This window comes from Cysteiniphilum sp., from assembly GCF_057495195.1.
On the sequence record NZ_JBXTEF010000074.1, the window covers coordinates 1 to 19,134 of the forward strand.

The 19,134-nt window shown below is 39.5% G+C and carries 16 protein-coding genes; 11 read left to right on the top strand and 5 right to left on the bottom strand.

Annotation, left to right across the window (positions count from 1 at the left end):
* The first annotated feature begins 200 nt into the window (after nucleotides 1-200).
* The 11 genes from ACY10D_RS06725 to ACY10D_RS06775 all read left to right on the top strand — a co-directional run bounded on the left by ACY10D_RS06725 (nucleotide 201) and on the right by ACY10D_RS06775 (nucleotide 9,851).
* Nucleotides 201-1,022, top strand: coding sequence for a cyanophycinase (locus ACY10D_RS06725; RefSeq protein ID WP_486999992.1), 822 nt, complete (start codon nucleotides 201-203; stop codon nucleotides 1,020-1,022).
* Between the two features lie 47 nt (nucleotides 1,023-1,069).
* Entirely contained in the window at nucleotides 1,070-1,921 is an 852-nt protein-coding gene (locus ACY10D_RS06730) for an isoaspartyl peptidase/L-asparaginase (protein ID WP_487000015.1), read from the top strand.
* A 23-nt stretch (nucleotides 1,922-1,944) separates the two neighbouring features.
* Nucleotides 1,945-2,178 carry an RES family NAD+ phosphorylase gene (locus ACY10D_RS06735; protein ID WP_487000016.1) on the top strand — a complete coding sequence of 78 codons (234 nt, stop codon included), beginning with the start codon at nucleotides 1,945-1,947 and terminating at the stop codon, nucleotides 2,176-2,178.
* 197 nt (nucleotides 2,179-2,375) lie between these two features.
* Nucleotides 2,376-3,140 carry a HugZ family pyridoxamine 5'-phosphate oxidase gene (locus ACY10D_RS06740; protein ID WP_486999993.1) on the top strand — a complete coding sequence of 255 codons (765 nt, stop codon included), beginning with the start codon at nucleotides 2,376-2,378 and terminating at the stop codon, nucleotides 3,138-3,140.
* 4 nt (nucleotides 3,141-3,144) lie between these two features.
* Nucleotides 3,145-3,870 (top strand): MotA/TolQ/ExbB proton channel family protein, encoded by a 726-nt coding sequence (locus ACY10D_RS06745; protein WP_486999994.1) that lies wholly within the window; start codon nucleotides 3,145-3,147, stop codon nucleotides 3,868-3,870.
* Nucleotides 3,867-4,280, top strand: coding sequence for an ExbD/TolR family protein (locus tag ACY10D_RS06750; RefSeq protein WP_486999995.1), 414 nt, complete (start codon nucleotides 3,867-3,869; stop codon nucleotides 4,278-4,280). The genes ACY10D_RS06745 and ACY10D_RS06750 overlap by 4 nt, the downstream gene beginning before the upstream one ends.
* A 13-nt stretch (nucleotides 4,281-4,293) precedes the next feature.
* Nucleotides 4,294-6,378 (top strand): TonB-dependent receptor domain-containing protein, encoded by a 2,085-nt coding sequence (locus ACY10D_RS06755; protein WP_486999996.1) that lies wholly within the window; start codon nucleotides 4,294-4,296, stop codon nucleotides 6,376-6,378.
* A 10-nt stretch (nucleotides 6,379-6,388) separates the two neighbouring features.
* Entirely contained in the window at nucleotides 6,389-7,048 is a 660-nt protein-coding gene (locus ACY10D_RS06760) for an energy transducer TonB (protein WP_486999997.1), read from the top strand.
* Nucleotides 7,041-7,886, top strand: coding sequence for an ABC transporter substrate-binding protein (locus ACY10D_RS06765; RefSeq protein WP_486999998.1), 846 nt, complete (start codon nucleotides 7,041-7,043; stop codon nucleotides 7,884-7,886). The genes ACY10D_RS06760 and ACY10D_RS06765 overlap by 8 nt, the downstream gene beginning before the upstream one ends.
* A gap of 137 nt (nucleotides 7,887-8,023) precedes the next feature.
* Nucleotides 8,024-9,067, top strand: a complete 1,044-nt coding sequence (locus ACY10D_RS06770) for a FecCD family ABC transporter permease (RefSeq protein WP_486999999.1) — start codon at nucleotides 8,024-8,026, stop codon at nucleotides 9,065-9,067.
* Nucleotide 9,068: 1 nt separating this feature from the next.
* Entirely contained in the window at nucleotides 9,069-9,851 is a 783-nt protein-coding gene (locus tag ACY10D_RS06775; protein WP_487000000.1) for an ABC transporter ATP-binding protein, read from the top strand.
* A gap of 1 nt (nucleotide 9,852) precedes the next feature.
* Here ACY10D_RS06775 and gshA read toward each other — a convergent pair whose 3' ends face one another.
* The 5 genes from gshA to ACY10D_RS06800 form a co-directional block, all read right to left on the bottom strand.
* Nucleotides 9,853-11,370, bottom strand: a complete 1,518-nt coding sequence (gshA, locus tag ACY10D_RS06780) for a glutamate--cysteine ligase (protein WP_487000001.1) — start codon at nucleotides 11,368-11,370, stop codon at nucleotides 9,853-9,855.
* A 100-nt stretch (nucleotides 11,371-11,470) separates the two neighbouring features.
* A complete protein-coding gene (rho, locus tag ACY10D_RS06785) occupies nucleotides 11,471-12,730 on the bottom strand; it encodes a transcription termination factor Rho (RefSeq protein ID WP_192484689.1) in 1,260 nt (419 codons plus the stop codon).
* 84 nt (nucleotides 12,731-12,814) lie between these two features.
* Entirely contained in the window at nucleotides 12,815-13,138 is a 324-nt protein-coding gene (gene trxA / locus ACY10D_RS06790; protein ID WP_192484688.1) for a thioredoxin, read from the bottom strand.
* 117 nt (nucleotides 13,139-13,255) lie between these two features.
* Complete coding sequence (topA, locus tag ACY10D_RS06795; RefSeq protein WP_487000002.1) at nucleotides 13,256-15,565, bottom strand: type I DNA topoisomerase; 2,310 nt, start codon at nucleotides 15,563-15,565, stop codon at nucleotides 13,256-13,258.
* A 160-nt stretch (nucleotides 15,566-15,725) separates the two neighbouring features.
* On the bottom strand, nucleotides 15,726-19,061 hold the full coding sequence (locus tag ACY10D_RS06800; RefSeq protein ID WP_487000003.1) for a beta-ketoacyl-ACP synthase 3: 3,336 nt from the start codon (nucleotides 19,059-19,061) through the stop codon (nucleotides 15,726-15,728).
* Between the last annotated feature and the right edge of the window lie 73 nt (nucleotides 19,062-19,134).

The following is a 19,134-nucleotide window of genomic DNA, read 5'->3' on the forward strand; positions in this document are numbered from 1 at the left end:
TACGGCTGCCACCCCTCTTGCAAAGAGGGGAATTAGGCAATGATGGTTTTATATTCCCCTCTTTGCAAGAGGGGTGCCGAGCTTGCGAGGCGGGGTGTTGAAATAGAAAAAGTGTGTAACTCCAATTACTAACTAATGCTCTAGTAATAGCCCCTTATAGGGGCTTACGTTAGGCATTTAAGAAAAAGAGAGGAGTGAGAATGCCCGCACCAACAGTTTCAGGTATTAAAAGAGGATATATTATTCCAATTGGTGGACGTGAAGATAAATTGGTTTCACCCAAGGTTTTGCAGCGATTTGTTGAATTAGCAGGTGATAAAGATGCCTATATTGTCATAATTCCAACGGCATCTAAGCTGCCAGATACGGGCAGCGAATATATCAAGATTTTTAAGTCTCTTGGTGTTAAAGATGCGGTAAGCCTTGAAATTCAAGCGCGTGCTGATACCGATAATGAGGATTATCTTCAGCACTTTGAAAAAGCAACGGGTATCTTTATGACCGGTGGTAATCAGCTACTGTTATCAACCGTGCTTGGTGGTACTAAAGTGGCGCAAATGATTCGTCGTTGCAATGCTAAGGGTGTTCATGTAGCAGGCACCTCGGCAGGTGCTGCATTTATCTCTGAACATATGATTGTCGGTGGAGCCACTGGTTTTATGCCACGCTATAATATGGTTAATATGGCGCCAGGCTTAGGGCTAACTAACAAAATACTCGTTGACCAACATTTTTCGCAACGAGATCGTTTGGGACGATTATTAACAGCATTATCTTATAATCCCTTTGTAACTGGTGTTGGAATTGATGAAGACACAGGTGCCTTTCTCGCTGATGATGGCGTAATTGAGGTTGTTGGCAGTGGCGCATTAACAATTATTGATATGTCACATATTGAGCATTCATCAATGCCGCATGCGCGCGATGATGATCCCATTAGTTTGGTAGGCATTCGCATGCATCTCTTACTTGAAGGCAGTAAATATGACACAAATGCGCATAAAGTTGAGATTGTTAATTAATTGCAAGGATGGGGTTGGGAATGCAAAAAGAGCAAAAGGTGCAGAAGATGCAAAAGATTATTATTCATGGTGGATGTGGTGCTAGAGAGGATAAAAATACCCCCTTTAGTGATTATCATGTGCACCTATTAACCATTATTGAGGAAGCCTATGCCTTTCTTAAAACCTATGATGATGCCTTAAAAACTGCTGTTTTTGCAGCGAAATTATTAGAGGATGATCCACTATTTAATGCCGGTACGGGCTCGCGTTTACAGCAAGATGGACAAGTGCGCATGTCAGCTTCCATTATGGATGGTGCAAAAGCCAAATTTGCAGGCGTGATTAATATTCAAAATATCCAATATCCGAGTGAAGTGGCTTTAGCACTTTTAAATGAACATCACAGTGTGCGTGCAGCTGATGAGGCAACGCGCTTTGCACATGAGACATTAAAAATGCCCGAGTACAACCCAATAACTGAGCATCGTTATCAAGAATATCTTGAGTTAAAAAAAGGCTTAACAGGGACTATTGGTGTTGTCGTACTAGATAGTCAAGGCAATATTGTTGCATTAACTTCAACAGGCGGGGCAGGCTTTGAGGTGCCAGGGCGTGTGGGCGATAGTCCGACCGTTGCTGGTAACTACGCATCAAACATTATGGGGATATCATGCACTGGTATTGGTGAGCATATTGTTAATCAAGCTGTTGCAGCAAAAATCCATACTCGTGTTAAAGATGGTATACCTTTGGATGAGGCGGTTGCTAAAAGTATTAAAGAAAGTGATGCTTTGGATGATTATGTTGGATTGATTGCATTAGATCAAAAGGGCAATATTTCTACTGGTTCAACTCAAGTCGCACAAACATTATTTGCTTATCATGATGGTGAGAAAGCTAAAACTTTTTATGAGTAAATAACCGAAGTTGCATAATTTCAATAAAGCCTGAGCTATTACCACATTCATGGCAAGATCAGCCTGCACCGCCTGAAACAGCAGATATTGGTGATCAATGGCTCAAGCATTGTGAGTCTTTAATATTGGCTGTACCAAGCGTTATCGTTCCAAGAGAGTACAATTATATTCTAAACCCATTGCATAAAGGGTTTGCAAAGGTAGTCAAAAAAGCCAAAGTATTAGACTTTAGCTTTGATACGCGATTAGCAAAGTAAGTATTTCACTTTACCCGCCCAAACCATTTTGCAGTATTTCTGCCATTGAACTTCTTCGATATCAAACACCACAGAATGATTTACGATGGGCATATAAAAAATTTGCTTTTTATCATTGACTTAAATTTGATAGTGGCTATCATTAACCTCATTATTTGCAAATGACAATGATTATCGTTTAAATTAAAGAGGTTTTTATGGACACAAATAAAATTCAAACAGCACTAAGAGCAAGGCAATTAACTAAACAGAAACTCTATGGTGTATTAGCAACTCAATCTATCGCAATGCCTGGCTATCCTTTTGGTTCATTGGTGGCGTATGCATTTGATATCGACGGTGAGGTGCTTGTTTATATCAGTAAACTCGCGCAGCATACACGCAATGTTGCCAAAGATGATAAAGTGTCATTAACGATTATTGAAGATGAAAAAGAGGATATTCAACAGGCAGGACGTGTCACTATTTTAGGACGATTAAATCGTTTGGAAGATGAAGAAAAGGTAGCAAGTGTTTACACGCGTTTTTTCCCAGAATCAAAAGACTATCAAGATACAACCCATGACTTTCACTTTTATAAATTACACATTGATAAAGTGCGTTTTATTGGTGGCTTTGGTGATATTAATTGGGTGAGCAAAGAGAATTTTTGTATTGAACAGGTATTTAAAAATGAGGAGATTAATGGTGCTATCAAACATATGAATGAAGATCATAAAGATGCATTGTTACTTTATTGTCAATGTGCAGGTATTGCATTAACAGAAGATAGTTCGCTTGAGATGGTCTACTTTGATCAAGAAGGGATGTGGCTGCAGAGTAAATATAAAAATCACTATATTTCATTTGATCATGATGTGACAAATCTTTCGATGTTAAGAGCAGTGCTTGCAGCAATGTCAAAAAAAGCAAGACAGCAAATAGCTAGTAATGAACAAGCATTAATGGAAAAGGCAGTTTAATATTATGGGTCATTTCTTTAGTCAATTTGGTTTAGTCAGCTACGCTATGTTGGCGGTGAGTTTTTTTATTGTTGCGATTTGTATCGAGCGAGTAATTACTTTTATCAGTTTACCGAAGCTTAATTTAGGTAAAGTAAAGTGTTTGATTAATGCGGTTAATCGTGATGATAAAAAAACGCTTAACCTAGGATTAAACGCATTGGCTAAGCCCATATTAAGATATATTTCACCTTTGATCATTGAGCCTAAAGAGATTGCTGAAAGTGAAGTATGCTTGTTAATGCGCAAACAACGTCAACGTATGCAACGTCCATTAATTTGGCTTAATTTATTCGCCGTTGTTTCACCGATGCTCGGGCTTTTAGGTACGATTTGGAGCATGAGTCATTCATTTGCTGCATTAGCCGAGTCCTTAAGTGGCAATGGTTTGCAGAATATGATTATGTACTTATCTGAGGCAATGTATGCTACGGCATTTGGTATTGTGTTAGCTTTAGTGAGTTTATTAGCGTTTTATTGTTTTCGCCAGTTTAGTGAGCGCTATTTAGCAAATGCGGAAGAGGCATTAAATCAGCTGATTTTAAGCCTAGATCGACAAAAAGCGCGTAAAAAAGATCAGAAAGAGCAAAAAGAAATTGCTGAAATGAGCGACTTAACTGAAATAAATAAAGCAAATAAGGTAAATAACAAAACCAATATGATTAATTTGTGTGAACAGGCTGCGTTATGATCAGTAGTTTAAATCATCATGAACATAATAGTTTGGAGGTGGATGAGCCTAATTTAATTCCATTGCTAGACTTTATGTTGGTGCTTTTGGTAATGTTTGTACTATTAGCTGGCCCCATTCAGCATTTGCTTAAACTCCCTTTACCTAATGTTAAAGGTACTAGTGTTACCCAAAGCAAGTCTGCTCAAACAACGCTTTATTTAAAGGCGAATGATTATATGATCAATGGTCAGCATTTTACGAGTATTGATACGCTTAAAAGTTATTTATTATCACAAAAAGAGATGGCATCAATGTCACAAATCACCTTGGCAGCGGATAAAAATATTCCATTACAAACAATGCTAGAAGTTTTTGCAGTGCTAAAAGAAACAGGTCTAACTGCAGCAGATATACAAGTTAATCATTAGTAGAGTGTTAAAAATGAAAACAAAATTATTAAGTGTGCTTGTGTTAACAAGCATTACTCAGCTTATGTATGCAAGTGAAGAATCAGCAAATACGCAAGCGGTAGATTTAGGTGAAATTCAGGTGGTTGCTGTTAAGAAAGCCTTGCCAAGCATGCCTGAGAAACAAAGTAGAATAAGTCAAATCAATGTGGCACCTGAAACGGGTAGCGCGTTACCTACTGTTTCAGTGCAGCAAGGTGGCAGCACTAATTTAACTCAATCGACGGCTATGCAGCTTAATGAAATGGCAGGTGTGCAAATGCTTGGTGGCAATCGACCAACAACACAAAGCATTAGTTTGGGTGGTTTGTCAGATGATCGTGTTTTTGTTGGGATTGATGGTATTAATAATAACTTGTCATCCTTTGGGCATAATCAATCGCGCCAATTACTAAGCTCAGCACTATATAAAGAGGTCTCAGTAAGTCAATCCGGTAGTAATATTGCTTATGGCAATGGTAACTTAGGTGGGGCAGTTAACTTTGAAACATTGGATCCAAGTGATTTTTTAGCTCAAGATAAATCCGTTGGTGGACAAGTTGGATTAGGTGGTGCCACAGGCGATTATAGTGGTGATGCCAATGCTGCTGTTGCCTTTAAAACGGGAGATATCAGTTATTTGGTTGATGTAGTTGGTGGGCGCAGTAACAATGTACGATTAGGCAATGGACAAACCTTACCAGATTCTGCTAGTAATAATTTACAATATTTACTTAAAACGGTTTGGGATATTTCAAAAGCGCAAACCTTAAAGGCATCTTTTTTGTCGATGCAAAACGTTGGCCTTTATCCAGCAACAGTAAATAAAGAAACTTATTCAAAGAATCCAAGTTCAAATTTTAATTTCTTCCAAACGCAAAGCATGTTGGATTATCGTTTTAACCCTGATAATCCGTATGTTGATCTCAAAGCCAAACTATATTACAACGAAAATCATTTGGGCTCATCACCGACCAACAATGGTGGAGGCTTTGCCTTGCCACAAGATGTGCATGTTAATACCACAGGTGTGCAGTTATCGAATGTTACGACAGTTTATGAGCAACGCTTATATTATGGTGCGGAATATAGCTACATCAATGGTTACGATGGTTATAGCAGTCAAACAAGTACCAATTTTCCGACAGCACATCAGCAACTTTATAGTGCATTCTTACAAGATAGTTGGGATATTACCTCAAGCTTAAATGTTACGGTTGGTGGGCGTTTTAATGGTTACCAAAGCACAAGTGGTAATATGAATAATGATGGCTCATTCTTTACCAAACAAGCAAGTATTAGCTATAAGGTGATTGATCCATTAAAAGTTTACCTAGGTTATACAGAAGGGTATCGCATTCCATCGCTGCAAGATTTATATTTAGGAGGAGATCATCCTAATTCAGGCTATGTGTTTTTACGATTTATACCAAATCCAAATCTCAAACCTGAAATAGGGCATAATAAAACAGTTGGTTTTGTCTATGCACAAGACTTGGCATATAAACAGAGAGTGCGTGTTGCAGGTAATCTTTTCTTAAACGACGTAGATGATTATATCTTAAATAGTAATATAGGTAATGATGGTCCTCCATTTTATACTGCTGTAAATCAAAATATTAATATTTCCAAAGCACAACTATATGGTTATAACGTTTCAGCTGAGTATCAAAACCATTGGTTTGAAGTGATGACGAACTTTACCTATACGCGTGGGAAAACAAAATCGGCATATCGTAATGAAGATGGCAATACCATTCCTGCAGGTAGCGCCTTACCTATCCCTAGAGCCAAAGGGATGGTGGCATTCGCTGTGCCGATTAGAGTTATTGACAGTACGATTCAAACACGATTTGATTATGCGCTTGCACAAAATCATGTGCCAAATAATACACCTAAAGTCTCAGGATACGGGCTTTTAAGCTTGGCATATCAATGGCAGCCAAGCTTTGTCAAAGGTTTCACAATGAGCGCAGGGGTTGATAACCTATTTGATCAGTATTATCAGGATTATGATGGCAGCACTTTGGTGCCATCTATGGGTCGAAGCATTTATTTACAGCTTAACTATCGTTTTTAGGTGAGATTGAATGTTGCTAAGAGTCTTTAAAATTGCTATTGCCATTACGGGGTCTATTGCGATTAATTTCTCAATTTGGGCAGCATTAAACAGTACACCAAAAACAACATGGCATTTGGGGCAAACTGATTTAAAGGCGCAGAGCGTTGCATCTTTAATACAGGCTTTGCAGCTCACAGAAACCACAGCAGACTCAAAAGCTACACCGATTGCTAAAGACCTAAAAACAGCCAATGTTGCCGTAGAGAAAAAAGAGAAAAAACCACAAAAAATCGTTAAGCCAAAAGAGCATAAAGCGGAAGTTCACAAGAGCACAGTGAAAACTCAGACCAAAGAAGTATCAAAGCAAAATGTTAAAAAGCAGCAAGCCATTGCCAAAATCACACAAGCACCAAAATTGGCGTTTACCCCGCCTCAATTAACATATCCAGGTTCAGCGATTAAAAATAATGAAGAGGGCAAGGTTAAAGTTAAGGCGGTTATTAATGCACAAGGGCAGGTTGCCGATGTCACAATTATTCAATCCAGTGGCTTTGATGTGTTAGATCAAGCGGCAATTGCATGGTTTAAGCAGTTGCATTTTAAGCCTGCACAAAGTGGCAAAACACCAGTAACTGCAAGTGTGTTGCAAGTGATTTCATTTAACTTACAGGAGCAAAAAAGTGCGTAAAATTATAATGTTTATCATATCAGTTGTGCTGCTAGTAGGATGCATGCGTTTAGCTTTAGCACAAACCGTGGTTACACTGGGACCAAGTGCAAGTTCCATTGTTAGTGCGCTAGGTGTTAATGTGACGGCAAGTGATACTGAGAGCGTGAAGCTGCTAGAGAAAGCGGAAAATAAGCAAAACAAGCAAGTAAAAGATGTAGGTTATATGCGCGCATTGACGATTGAAAGCTTATTAAGTGTAAAGCCCAATATTGTGATTGCGGATGCGTCTATTTCTCCATTGTCGGTGTTAACACGTCTGCAGGCGTTTGATGTGAAAACAACGCTATTGACTGAGGTAAAAAGCTTAAGTGATGTTGAAAAAAATATTAAAGAGATTGCGAGTAAACTCGGTAAGCAAAAAGAGGGGCAGCAGTTAATCACAACACTTCAGGCGCAAACCAAACAAACGAATAAGATTGTCAATGCGTATGCTAAAGAGGGTAAGGGCAAGCCAAAGCAAGTGCTAATGCTTTTGCAGATTTCTGCTAATGGTGCTTATATGCTTGGTAAAGATACCCAATCAGATCGTTGGCTACAGCTTATTAAAGCGCATAATATTTTATCCTTTAGTGGTATGCGCCCATTGTCAAAAGAAGGGCTGATGAGTTTAAAGCCACAGGTGATTGTTATTGCGCAGGCTTCAGCAAATATGGTCAAGCCTTATCCTCAGGTTTTAGACTATCTGCATGAAAAATATCACACCAAAATTGTGACAATTGATGCATCACGTATTGATAACTTTGGTGCTGAGTTTGGACAAACTGAACTGTTGTTAGCACAAAAGGTTTATTTATAGAAAATGAAATATAGATTGATCGCACCCTGAGCGAAGTCGAAGGGTGATTTAAAAAAGGCTTCGACTTACGCTCAGCCAACGCTTACATAGTGGAGGGAATTAGAGTGTGTAGTTTATAGCTGAAAAAGAGAACGAAAATGCAAACATATAATATAGCCGCTAAATCCCTATTTACCTTACAACGCCAGAAATACTGTTTTTGGTTTTGTGTGTTTATGGTTTTGCTCATTGCGGCTTGTTTATTATCGCTGTTGTTTGGCGCATTAAATTTGCAGTTTTCACAATTATTTGTCGATGGCAGTTTTATGCAAAAGGTAGCATTAGAGCTTAGATTGCCGCGCTTAATTGCAACCGTGGTTGTTGGTAGTGCACTTGCTGTTGCTGGTGTTGTAATGCAAGGGCTCTTTCGTAATCCTTTGGCAGATCCTGCGCTTTTAGGGATGACTAGTGGTGCGTCATTATTTGCTATTTTGTTTTTGCTACTTAGTGCAAGCTTAGTGCAGACAAGCTTTTTAATCACTTGGGGATTAGGTTTAAGCGCATTTTTTGGCAGTCTGGTAATTACCTTTTTAACGTATTTATTATCGATTACTAAGGGTCGCAGTAATTTAGGTATCTTGGTATTGGCTGGAGTTGCGATTAATGCATTGTGTGGTGCGTTGATTGGCGTAATGACATATCTATCAAACGACAGTATTTTAAGAAGTATTACTTTTTGGAGTATGGGCAGTTTTGCTAATATTACATGGGGGCAGGTGTTGTTTCTGTTGCCATGTATTTTTATCGCATTTCTGTTGTTAATGAATACCGCGAAGTATCTTAATGCGATGATCGCTGGAGAGCAGTATGCACGGATGCTCGGTGTTAATATTCATCGGCAAAAGCTAAAAAGCATCATTGCCATTGCGGTACTTGTTGGCACCAGTACCGCAGTTGCCGGTCCTGTGGCTTTTATCGGCTTGGTTGTGCCACACATTATTCGTTTTCTCATAGGGAACGAACATCGTCATTTATTGCTTTTCTCATGTATCTTTGGCGGATTGCTACTGACTGTTGCTGATGTTGTTGCCAGAGTGGTATTAGCACCTGCTGAGTTACCCATTGGTTTAATGACAGCGTTAATTGGTGCACCTTATTTCGTTTATTTGTTGTTTAGTCAAAAATTGCAGCGAGGTATCTAAGGTGATAACGCTTGAGAATATTAGTTTACAGTTATCACAAAAGACCTTGCTTGATAATGTTTCAATGACAGTTAGAAAAGGGCAAATAACCGGTATTTTAGGCGCAAATGGCGCAGGTAAATCGACGTTGATGAAAGTGATTTCAGGCGAGCATTTACATTATACTGGACAGGTGAAATTAGATGAAATGGATATAAAAGCGATTTGCCCAGTAACAAAAAGCATGCAAATGGCTTATGTCACCCAACACGAGGAAATTCATACAGACATTAACGTCATTGATTATGTGCTCTTAGGCGCACTGTCTTATTGCAAAGGCAACTTTTCACAAAAGGAGTATCAAAAAGCCTTATCTTCTTTATCCTTATTAAAAGCTGAGCATTTTAGTCAAAAGAAATACCAACAATTATCCGGTGGTGAGCGCCAGCGTGTGCAATTGGCGCGGGCATTGCTGCAGTTAAACCAACATGACAACAGCTATCAAGGGTATTTGCTGTTAGATGAATATAGTGCACATATGGATGTTTACTATCAGCGTCAAACCTTGCAAATTTTAAGTGAGCTTGTTCAGCAACATGATTTGGCAGTGCTTGTAATTGGGCATGATTTAAATATTGCACTTAATTTCTATCATCAAAGCCTTCTTTTGAAAAATGGTCAGATGTTAAGTTTTGATCAAACACAAAAGGTAGTAACGCCAGAGCATATTTATAGGGCATTTCAAGTTGAAGCGGATATTATTCATCGATCTCACAATAATAAGAAAGTCATTGTATTTGCTTAATTTACTTGGCTACTTGTGAGCAATCTGCAGATAGGTAGTAATGATCAATATAGGTATTAAGATCACAGCAATCGCTTTGTTCAAGCTGTGATTGTGCGGCAAGTGAAGCTTGTGCTTCATGCGCAAACGCTTTGCGCTCTTTGTCATCTAATCTGAGTTTTTGCAAATGCTCTGTATTTGATGCGGATAAATTCAGTACTGTATCCAAATAGCCATTTTTAACGGCACCCATAAACTGACCGGAAAGCGTTTTTGTTGGATCAGTTAATTTTTTGAGCTGTTTATTAACAGCTTGTTCATATTGCTCACCCATATTTTTTGCTGTGTGAGCAATGCGCTCAAGAAGCTCTATGCCTAAAGCTTGTAATAACTGCGGTTTATCTTGACTATTAATCAATTGCAATTTGGGATTGCGTCCTTGTGTTACAACTTGTGAGAAATTTAGTTTGTTGCGTGCGATATTATTTTTTGAGTAGTGCTTAGTTGGTAGTATCAAGCAGGTCATTAATAGGGCTTCGATAAAATGTGCTGTCTCTTTATCTATCCCAAGCGCTGAAAATGGATTAACATCCAAGACACGAACCTCAAGATAAGCCACACCACGATTAAGTAACGCACAAGCCGGACGCTCACAGCGCTCAGCAATCTGTTTTGGACGAATGCTGCTATAATATTCATTCTCAATTTGTAGAATGCTGCCATTAAGCTGTTGACGTAAACCATTGCCATCAAATAAACCGATTTCTTCAAATGCAGGATAGGGGACATTAGTAGCATTGACTAAGTCATAGACATAGTCCTTTAAATTCTCATAGGAGATAAATAGATTATCTTGTGCTGCACTTTGATAGCCCAAATTACTCATTCTCAAACTAGTGGCATATTCTCCAATATAAAATTCATCATCAAATGATGTCAGATAGTCAGGTTTTTGCTTTACAGAAGTTTTAGCGCAAATGGGCGAGGCGCCAAATAAGTAGGGTATCAGCCACATAAACTCAAAGTAATGATTGATCGCTGAGAAATACAGCGCATCACTGGTCATTTTGCGCGTTTGGGTGAGCTCATTCATAAGATTAACATCATATGAGAAATTATAATGCACACCAGAAATCGCTTGCATAATTTTGCCATAGCGTTTTGCTAAACCACGACGATAGACCTCTTTCATTTTGCCTGAATTAGAGCTACCGAAATCAGCAATTTTAATCTCTTTTTCTGTGGTTGTTAATGGCATGCTGGTTGCTAAAATAAGCTCATTCTCAGGTAAGTTTTGTGTGGAAAACGTCAAGATGTGCTCTAAACGTGAAAACGTCTTATCAATAGAATCATATGGCTCGGTAATAAGCTCAAGCAAGCCTTCTGAAAAATCAACCGTGATATTGCTATTGGTAAGCTTTGAACCCAGCGCTTTAGGATGACCTGAGGCGGCTGTTTTGCCTGAACGTAATATACGTAACGTCTCGCGTTCAATGCCGCGCTTATGCTGATATTGGTTTAAATTTGAAAGTAAGTTCATCGTGTCATGAGCTAAGTGGAAACTTCCTGCAGTTTACGACAAAAGAGTGCCACTTACTAGGTTATCTGAAGTAGATAGAACAATATTTCTTTGTTTGAGCTTAACCACGTTTCATAATATTAAAGAATTCTTCATTGGTTTGCGTTTTTTTCAAGCGTTCTGTCAAGAACTCCATTGCTTGGGTATCTTCCATTTCATGAAGAATCTTACGTAATATCCACAGTTTTTGCAGCTCTTCTTGTGTGGTTAATAGCTCCTCACGACGTGTACCAGAGCGTCCAAAACTAATCGCAGGATAAACACGTTTTTCAGCAATCTTACGATCCAAATGAAGCTCCATGTTACCGGTTCCTTTAAATTCTTCAAAGATGACCTCATCCATTTTAGAGCCTGTTTCAACAAGCGCTGTGGCAATAATCGTCAAACTACCACCTTCAGCCGTGTTACGCGCTGCACCAAAGAAGCGCTTTGGTTTTTGCAAAGCATTGGCTTCAACACCACCTGATAATACACGACCTGAAGCAGGGGATACGGTATTGTAAGCACGCGCCAGACGCGTAATAGAATCTAATAGAATAACCACATCTTGTTTGTGCTCAACTAGGCGTTTTGCTTTTTCAATAACGATTTCAGCTAATTGTACGTGACGCGCTGCTGGTTCATCAAAGGTACTGGCAACCACCTCACCACGCACAGAGCGTTGCATTTCCGTTACTTCTTCAGGACGTTCATCAATCAGTAGCACAATCAAATAACACTCAGGATATTTCTTAGCAATCGATGAGGCGATATTTTGCATCATGATTGTTTTACCCGTTTTAGGAGGTGCCACGATCAAACCACGTTGTCCTTTACCAAAAGGTGCCGCTAAATCAATAATTCGTGCCGTGATATCTTCACTTGAACCATTACCTAATTCCATCGATAAACGTTCTTTGGCATATTCAGGGGTTAAGTTTTCAAACAACACCTTAGTGCGTGCTAACTCAGGTGAGTCAAAGTTCACACTATCAATATGTTTTACGGCAAAATAACGCTCGTTGTCCTTAGGTGGGCGAATTTTACCGATAATGCTGTCGCCTGTGCGTAAATTCAATTTACGGATAAAGGTCGGTGAGACGTAGATATCATCAGGAGACGCAAAGTATGACGTATCAGAGGAACGCAAGAAGCCATAGCCATCTTGTAGCACCTCAAGCACACCTTCACCATAGATGTCTTCACCTTTATCAGCGTGCTCTTTTAAAATATTAAAAATGATCTCTTGCTTACGCGCGCGCCCTGTAGCTTCAAGCCCAAGTGAGCGTGAAAGCTCCATTAATTCAGGGATGGATCGGTTTTTTAAGTCGGTTAAATTCATTGAAAATTCTCACGAATGTTGAAGAAGGGGAACCCCTTCGGGTTGAACGAAAAGTGTATTTTTACTTTTATTTTATATTTGAAATTAAATATGTTTATCAAGGATTTGAATCAATTGTGATTTTTGTACGGCACCTACTTTGGTTTCGACGTTTTCACCATCTTTGAAAACCATTAGCGTTGGAATGCCACGCACACCAAACTTAGCAGGGGTATCTTGGTTGTCATCAACGTTGATTTTAACGATTTTAAGTTTTTCACCATAATGCTCAGCAACCTGATCTAAGATCGGTGCGATCATCTTACAAGGTCCGCACCATGGCGCCCAGAAATCAACTAAAACAGGTTGCTCGCTGTTAACAACAGCTGATTCAAATTCACTATCAGTAATATTAATACATTGTGACATAATTAAATTCCTTTAATGTTTAAGTTTGTCAAAAAAGATTGTCTCGGATTCTAGCAGAAAAGGCGCTTCAGGTGAATGGACTTTCATGCCAATTTATAAAGCTTGAAGGTAAGTGGATTATTCTTGCTCTGTTGAGGTCAAGTTAACAACATAATCACACTCTTCATTAGGGCAAACTTTTTGCTCGCCATCTTTTTTGGTGGTCTTATGCAAAAGGATTGGTGAGTGACATTTTGGGCATTCCTCGGCAATCGGTGGATACCAAAATGAGTTCTTACATTTAGGGAAACCAGCGCAAGCGTAGAATACCTTACCTTTGCGAGATTTTTTCTCAACAAAGTTGTTTTTCTTGCACTTTGGACATTCAATGCCGGTGTCTTTAGGCTTTTCTAGTGGCTCCATATGTTTGCATTTTGGATAATTAGAACAGCCAATAAATTTACCATAGCGACCTTGTTTGATTAAAAGGTCTGATTCACATGCCGGACATTTGCGATCTGCGACCACCTCAGGCTCTACTTTTTCTTGAGGTTCTTCACCATCTTTGACAATCGCGCGCGTATAGGTACAAGCCGGGTAATTCGTACAACCGATAAAGCGACCACTGCGACCTAAACGAATAGAAAGTTTGTGCCCACACTCAGGGCAGTCTTCATCCATTTCCTCATGTGTCACATCACTTTTTTTGACTGTGGCATCAATCTCGGTAATTTGCTTGATAAATGGCTGCCAGAATTTCTCTAACACCGGAACCCACTCGATCTTGCCATCAGCAATATTATCTAGCTCATCTTCAAGCTTCGCCGTAAAAGTGTATTCGACATAACGATGGAAATAATCGGTTAAAAAACTATTAACAATACGACCAACATCCGTTGGTTTAAAACGCTTTTTCTCTAATAGCGCATAATCACGTTGCTGTAACGTTGAAATGATTGTTGCATAAGTTGATGGGCGACCAATACCGTATTCTTCAAGGGCTTTCACAAGAGATGCTTCCGTGAAACGTGGTGGAGGCTCAGTAAAGTGCTGTTTACCGATAATATCAATCACCGGTACTTTTTCACATTCTTTGAATTCAGGCAGGATTAAGCCTTCACTATCATCACTTGCTGCATCTTCATCTTTGGCTTCTTGATACACTGCTAAGAAACCAGGCTTAGCAACCACTGATCCCGTTGCTTTAAAAGTATGCGCTTTATTGTCTGTTATAAAATCAATTGCAACAGTATCCATTAACGCATGAATCATCTGGCAAGCTACGGTACGCTTCCATATCAGATCATATAGTTTAAATTGATCATTAGATAGAAATGCTCTGACATCTTGAGGTTTACGATAAGCTGAAGTAGGGCGAATTGCCTCATGTGCCTCTTGGGCATTTTGATTTTTGGTTTTGTAAACGCGTGGACTACTTGGCAAATGATCTTGACCGTATTCTTGGGCGATAAAGCTGCGTAATTCATTTAAAGCATCTTGTGAAAGGTTGGTTGAGTCAGTACGCATATAAGTAATCAAACCAACAGCGCCTTCACTACCAATCTCAATACCTTCATATAGTTGCTGTGCGAGCATCATTGTTTTCTTGGTGGTAAACCCAAGTTTACGCACGGCATCTTGCTGGAGTGTTGAGGTGATAAAAGGTGGCAGTGGATTGCGACGCTTTTGTTTCTTTTCAATGCCATGAACGATTAATTCGCCATTAGCGTCTTTTTTAATAAGATCAAGTGCATTTGTTGCATCGCTTTCATTGGTGAAGCTAAATTGCTCACACTTTTGATTATTAAAAATAGAGAGTTTCGCCATGAATTTTTTGCGCTTTTTCAGCTCGGCAGTAATACTCCAATACTCTTTAGATTCGAATGCTTCAATCTCAAGCTCGCGCTCTACAATCATTCTAAGCGCTGGACTTTGCACGCGTCCTGCTGAAAGTCCGCGACGGACTTTTTTCCAAAGTAAAGGGGACAATTTAAAGCCCACTAGAAAATCCAAAGCACGTCGCGCCTGTTGGGCATTAACAAGATCCATCGCCAGCTCGCGCGGATTAGCAACCGCGGCATTCACCGCAGATTTGGTAATCTCATTAAATGCAATGCGATGCACGGGTTTGTCTTTGATGAGTTTAGCACTATTTAAAAGCTCATAAATGTGCCAAGAAATCGCTTCACCTTCACGATCCGGATCCGTTGCCAGATAAATTTCATCAGCTGATTTGGCAGCCTTTTTAATTGCATCAATATGACGTTTATTGCGTTCAATCAGTTGATATTTCATTTTGAAATGATCTTCAACATCGACTGAAGACTCTTTCGGTTCAAGATCACGAACATGCCCATAAGAGGCAAGAATTTCAAAATCATTGCCTAAGTATTTCTTAATTGTCTTGGACTTTGCAGGTGACTCAACAATTACAAGGTTTTTTGCCATAGTTTTTTTCTTAATTTCTCAAATAATATTTTTAATTTGTTCTAATTTATTTTTAATTTGTTCTAATTTATTTTTATTTTGTGTTGCTTATGGGGCTGATGATCAACAATCAGACCCATAAGCTTAAAATTAATCTAGCGAGTTAGCTGCTACTTGCCAACTACTTTGTGCGTAAAAGTGCAGCTGCTGCGGTAAAGCCAGACCCAAACGCGCATAATGCAACAGTTTTATCAGCCGCTTGAGCGTCTAATGTTTCGCTCAAAGCAATTGGGATAGTGCACGATGAGGTATTACCAAAACGTGCAATATTACTATAAAGCGTGCCTGGATGCATTTTTAAACGTTTCTCAACCGCATTGGAAATACGTTGGTTTGCCTGATGTGGGATGACTAAATCAACCGTGTTTAAGGCAATATTTGCTTGCTGGCAGCACTTATGCATGATCATTGACATCGTTTTCACCGCAAAGGTGAAAAGCTTTTTACCTTGTAGTTGTGTGAATTTAGACTCATCGGTTGGAATATTAAGCACATCGCCATTCTCAGCAATCGCCGTTAATGAAATCTCATCAATAATAGCTTTAGAATCCGCTTGATGCTGATCACCATTAATAATCGTCGCAGTTGCCGCATCACCAAATAAAAATGCCGTATCAAAGTCTTTTTGATCCATGCGTTTGGTCATATACTCGGCACTAATTAATAACACACGTTTATTCGGACGTGTTTGCAAGTAATCACGCGCACTTTGCAAACCATATAGATAACCGCTACATGCCGCATTGATATCGTAAGCAGGCACATTATGCTCACCATAGGTTTGGTAAAGTTTCTCTAATATTAAGCAAGCCATAGAAGGCGAGATATATTGATCAGGCGTCGTGGTCGTACAGATGAGCATATCGATATCTGAGAGCTTGAGATTGCCTCGAGTTAAAGCATCTTTGGCAACGTCTGTCGCTAGATCGACGATATTTTCATGATCAGCAAGCCAAAAACGTGATTCAATTCCTGTGCGATCAATAATATCGCGTGAGCTATGCTCAGGAAAATGCTGTAAAAGCTCATCATTGGTTACTAGTCTTGAACCAGTTTTAAATGACGGTGTGCTAATGCCTACTGGATAAATACTATGTTGCTTATTTTGCTTGGCAATTTCTTGTTGAATTTTGCGCGTTAAAATAGGGCGCTTTTGGATTTTTTGCTTATCTTGAGCACCTGCTGGTAGACGTAACTTTAATAAGTTCTCACCAACGGTTGCACGCTCTGATTCTTCAACATAAATCTCTTCAATGGTACCATTGCTTGGCGATAGAATCTCACCGGCTGATTTACTGGCCTCAAGATCAACCAGCTTATCACCAACCTTAATTTCATCACCGACTTTAACGTGTAACTCGGTAATAAGAACACTCTCGTCAGAAGGGCTGGCTCCAATGACTTCAACATTATAAAACCCTGCATCATTGCGGTTTTTAATCTCCCACTCAAGAGATAAGTCAAGTAACTTAGCAGCTCCTGTTAGAATACGCTCGTAAGAAGGTAAGACTTCCATTTGATTGTCAAAATTGCATGGTACATAAGTATCAGCACGAGTTATACGCTTGACTTTAACAGCTCTTTTAGCATCTTCAACCACTGAGGCAATCAGATCACCACCAACACCACAGGTATGATTATCTTCGTGTGTGACAATTAAATGTCCCGTTTTCTCCACTGAGGCAAGTACTGTTGCAAGGTCATATGGTTTAATGGTGCGTAAATCGATAATCTCACTATCAATGCCAACCGTTTCTAAGGTTTCAGCGGCTTCTTGGCATAATGAAACGGTGTTACCCCAGCCAACAAAGGTAATATCAGAACCTGCTTTGACAATACGTGCTTTACCAACAGGGATGATCTGTTTTTCTACATCCGTTGATGTGGTATCAGCGATACTGGCATTATTAAGTAATTTTTTAGGGTATAAGAAAACACTAGGGCGATTAGATTCAAAAGCAGCATTAAGCATGCCTGCAGCATCTGCCGCATTGGATGGCATATAGACATCAATGCCAGGGATGTGGGCAAAAGTGCCTTCATTGGTTTGTGCATGAAAGGGGCCTAATCCTGGGCGATAACCACCACAAGCAGCAAAGACGATGACTGGACATTCCCAATCACCATTTGAGCGCCAATACATGGTAGCAAGCTCGGTAAATAGTAAGTTATACGCCGGCGGCATAAAATCAGCAAACTGGATAAAGGCAACAGGGCGTTTGCCGGTTAATGCCATGCCGATTGACACACCCATAATGGTTGCTTCAGCTAAAGGACTATTAACGACACGTCCTGGGAATTGGGTTGATAAGCCTTTGGTTACACCAAAAACATCACCTTTATCATCTTCAATATCTTCACCCAATAAGCACACACGATCATCATTTAATAAGCGCTGGCGAAACACCTCGCGCATAGCTGCACCCATGCCAAGGCGTGTTTCTTGTGAGAAGTCGCCACGATATTCAGGTGCTGTTGGTAGTAAATGCTCTGGCAAGGGTGCTTCAGCATCAAAAGAAGCTTTAGGTGTCGTGCCTTTTAAGGCAAGCTCCATCGCTTCTCTAACTGCTTGTGATGTTTTTGCTTCAATGTCTTGTAGGAAGCTCTCTTTGACACCTGTATTTAATAAAAATTGACGACTTAACAAAACAGGATCATTGTGTGCAATGTTAGTTAGCTCATCACTGCTACGATAGATTCTATGATCATCAGCGTTACTATGACTATTTAAGCGCTCCACTTTAAAGACAATAATATGTGGCGCACGATTTTGACGCATATCACTAATAATTTTTCCAATTTTTTCATGTGAAGTAAATGGATTAGTACCATCAATATAAGTAATTGGAATGTCATAAAACTCATTAGGTTGTGTATGATCAGGTAATGAGAAAAAGGTGTTACCCTTGGTTTGTGTAGAAATTGCATAATCATTATCCTGCACAACAAATAACACAGGTAACGTGCGACGTTTTGCCTCAGCAAAGGCTTCTAATACTTCACCTTGTTGTGTGGTGCCATCGCCCATACCACAGTAAACAATTGGGTTATCTGCATCACTTTTAACGCTTTGCGCAATCCCAACAGCGGGCAAAGCTTGATTGCCAACGGGTGTGATAATGCTGACGATGTTGAGCTTGCGTTCACTGACACCAATCACCATTTGGCGGCCATTAGAGGCACTTTCAGCCTTACATAAAGAGCTATAGAAAAACATTTTGGCTTCCATTCCGCGGGCGTGCATTAAAGGCTTATCACGATAATGGCAATGCAACCAATCTTGAGGTTTTAAGTATTCCGCAAAAATAGCCGCGCCCTCATGACCCTTGGATGAAGCCAGAAAGTTGGCAGTGCCGCTATTAACCATTTCGGCTTCAGTATTATCAATTTGACGAATGCTATACATTTTTTGATAGCAGTTTATTAGCATATCTAAGTTCGCAGTTGTTGCGTTCATTAAACTCGGTTCCTTAAAAAAAGTATCCACAATATTGATGACCTGGATTTTAGTGTGGTAAATATTGGTAAAG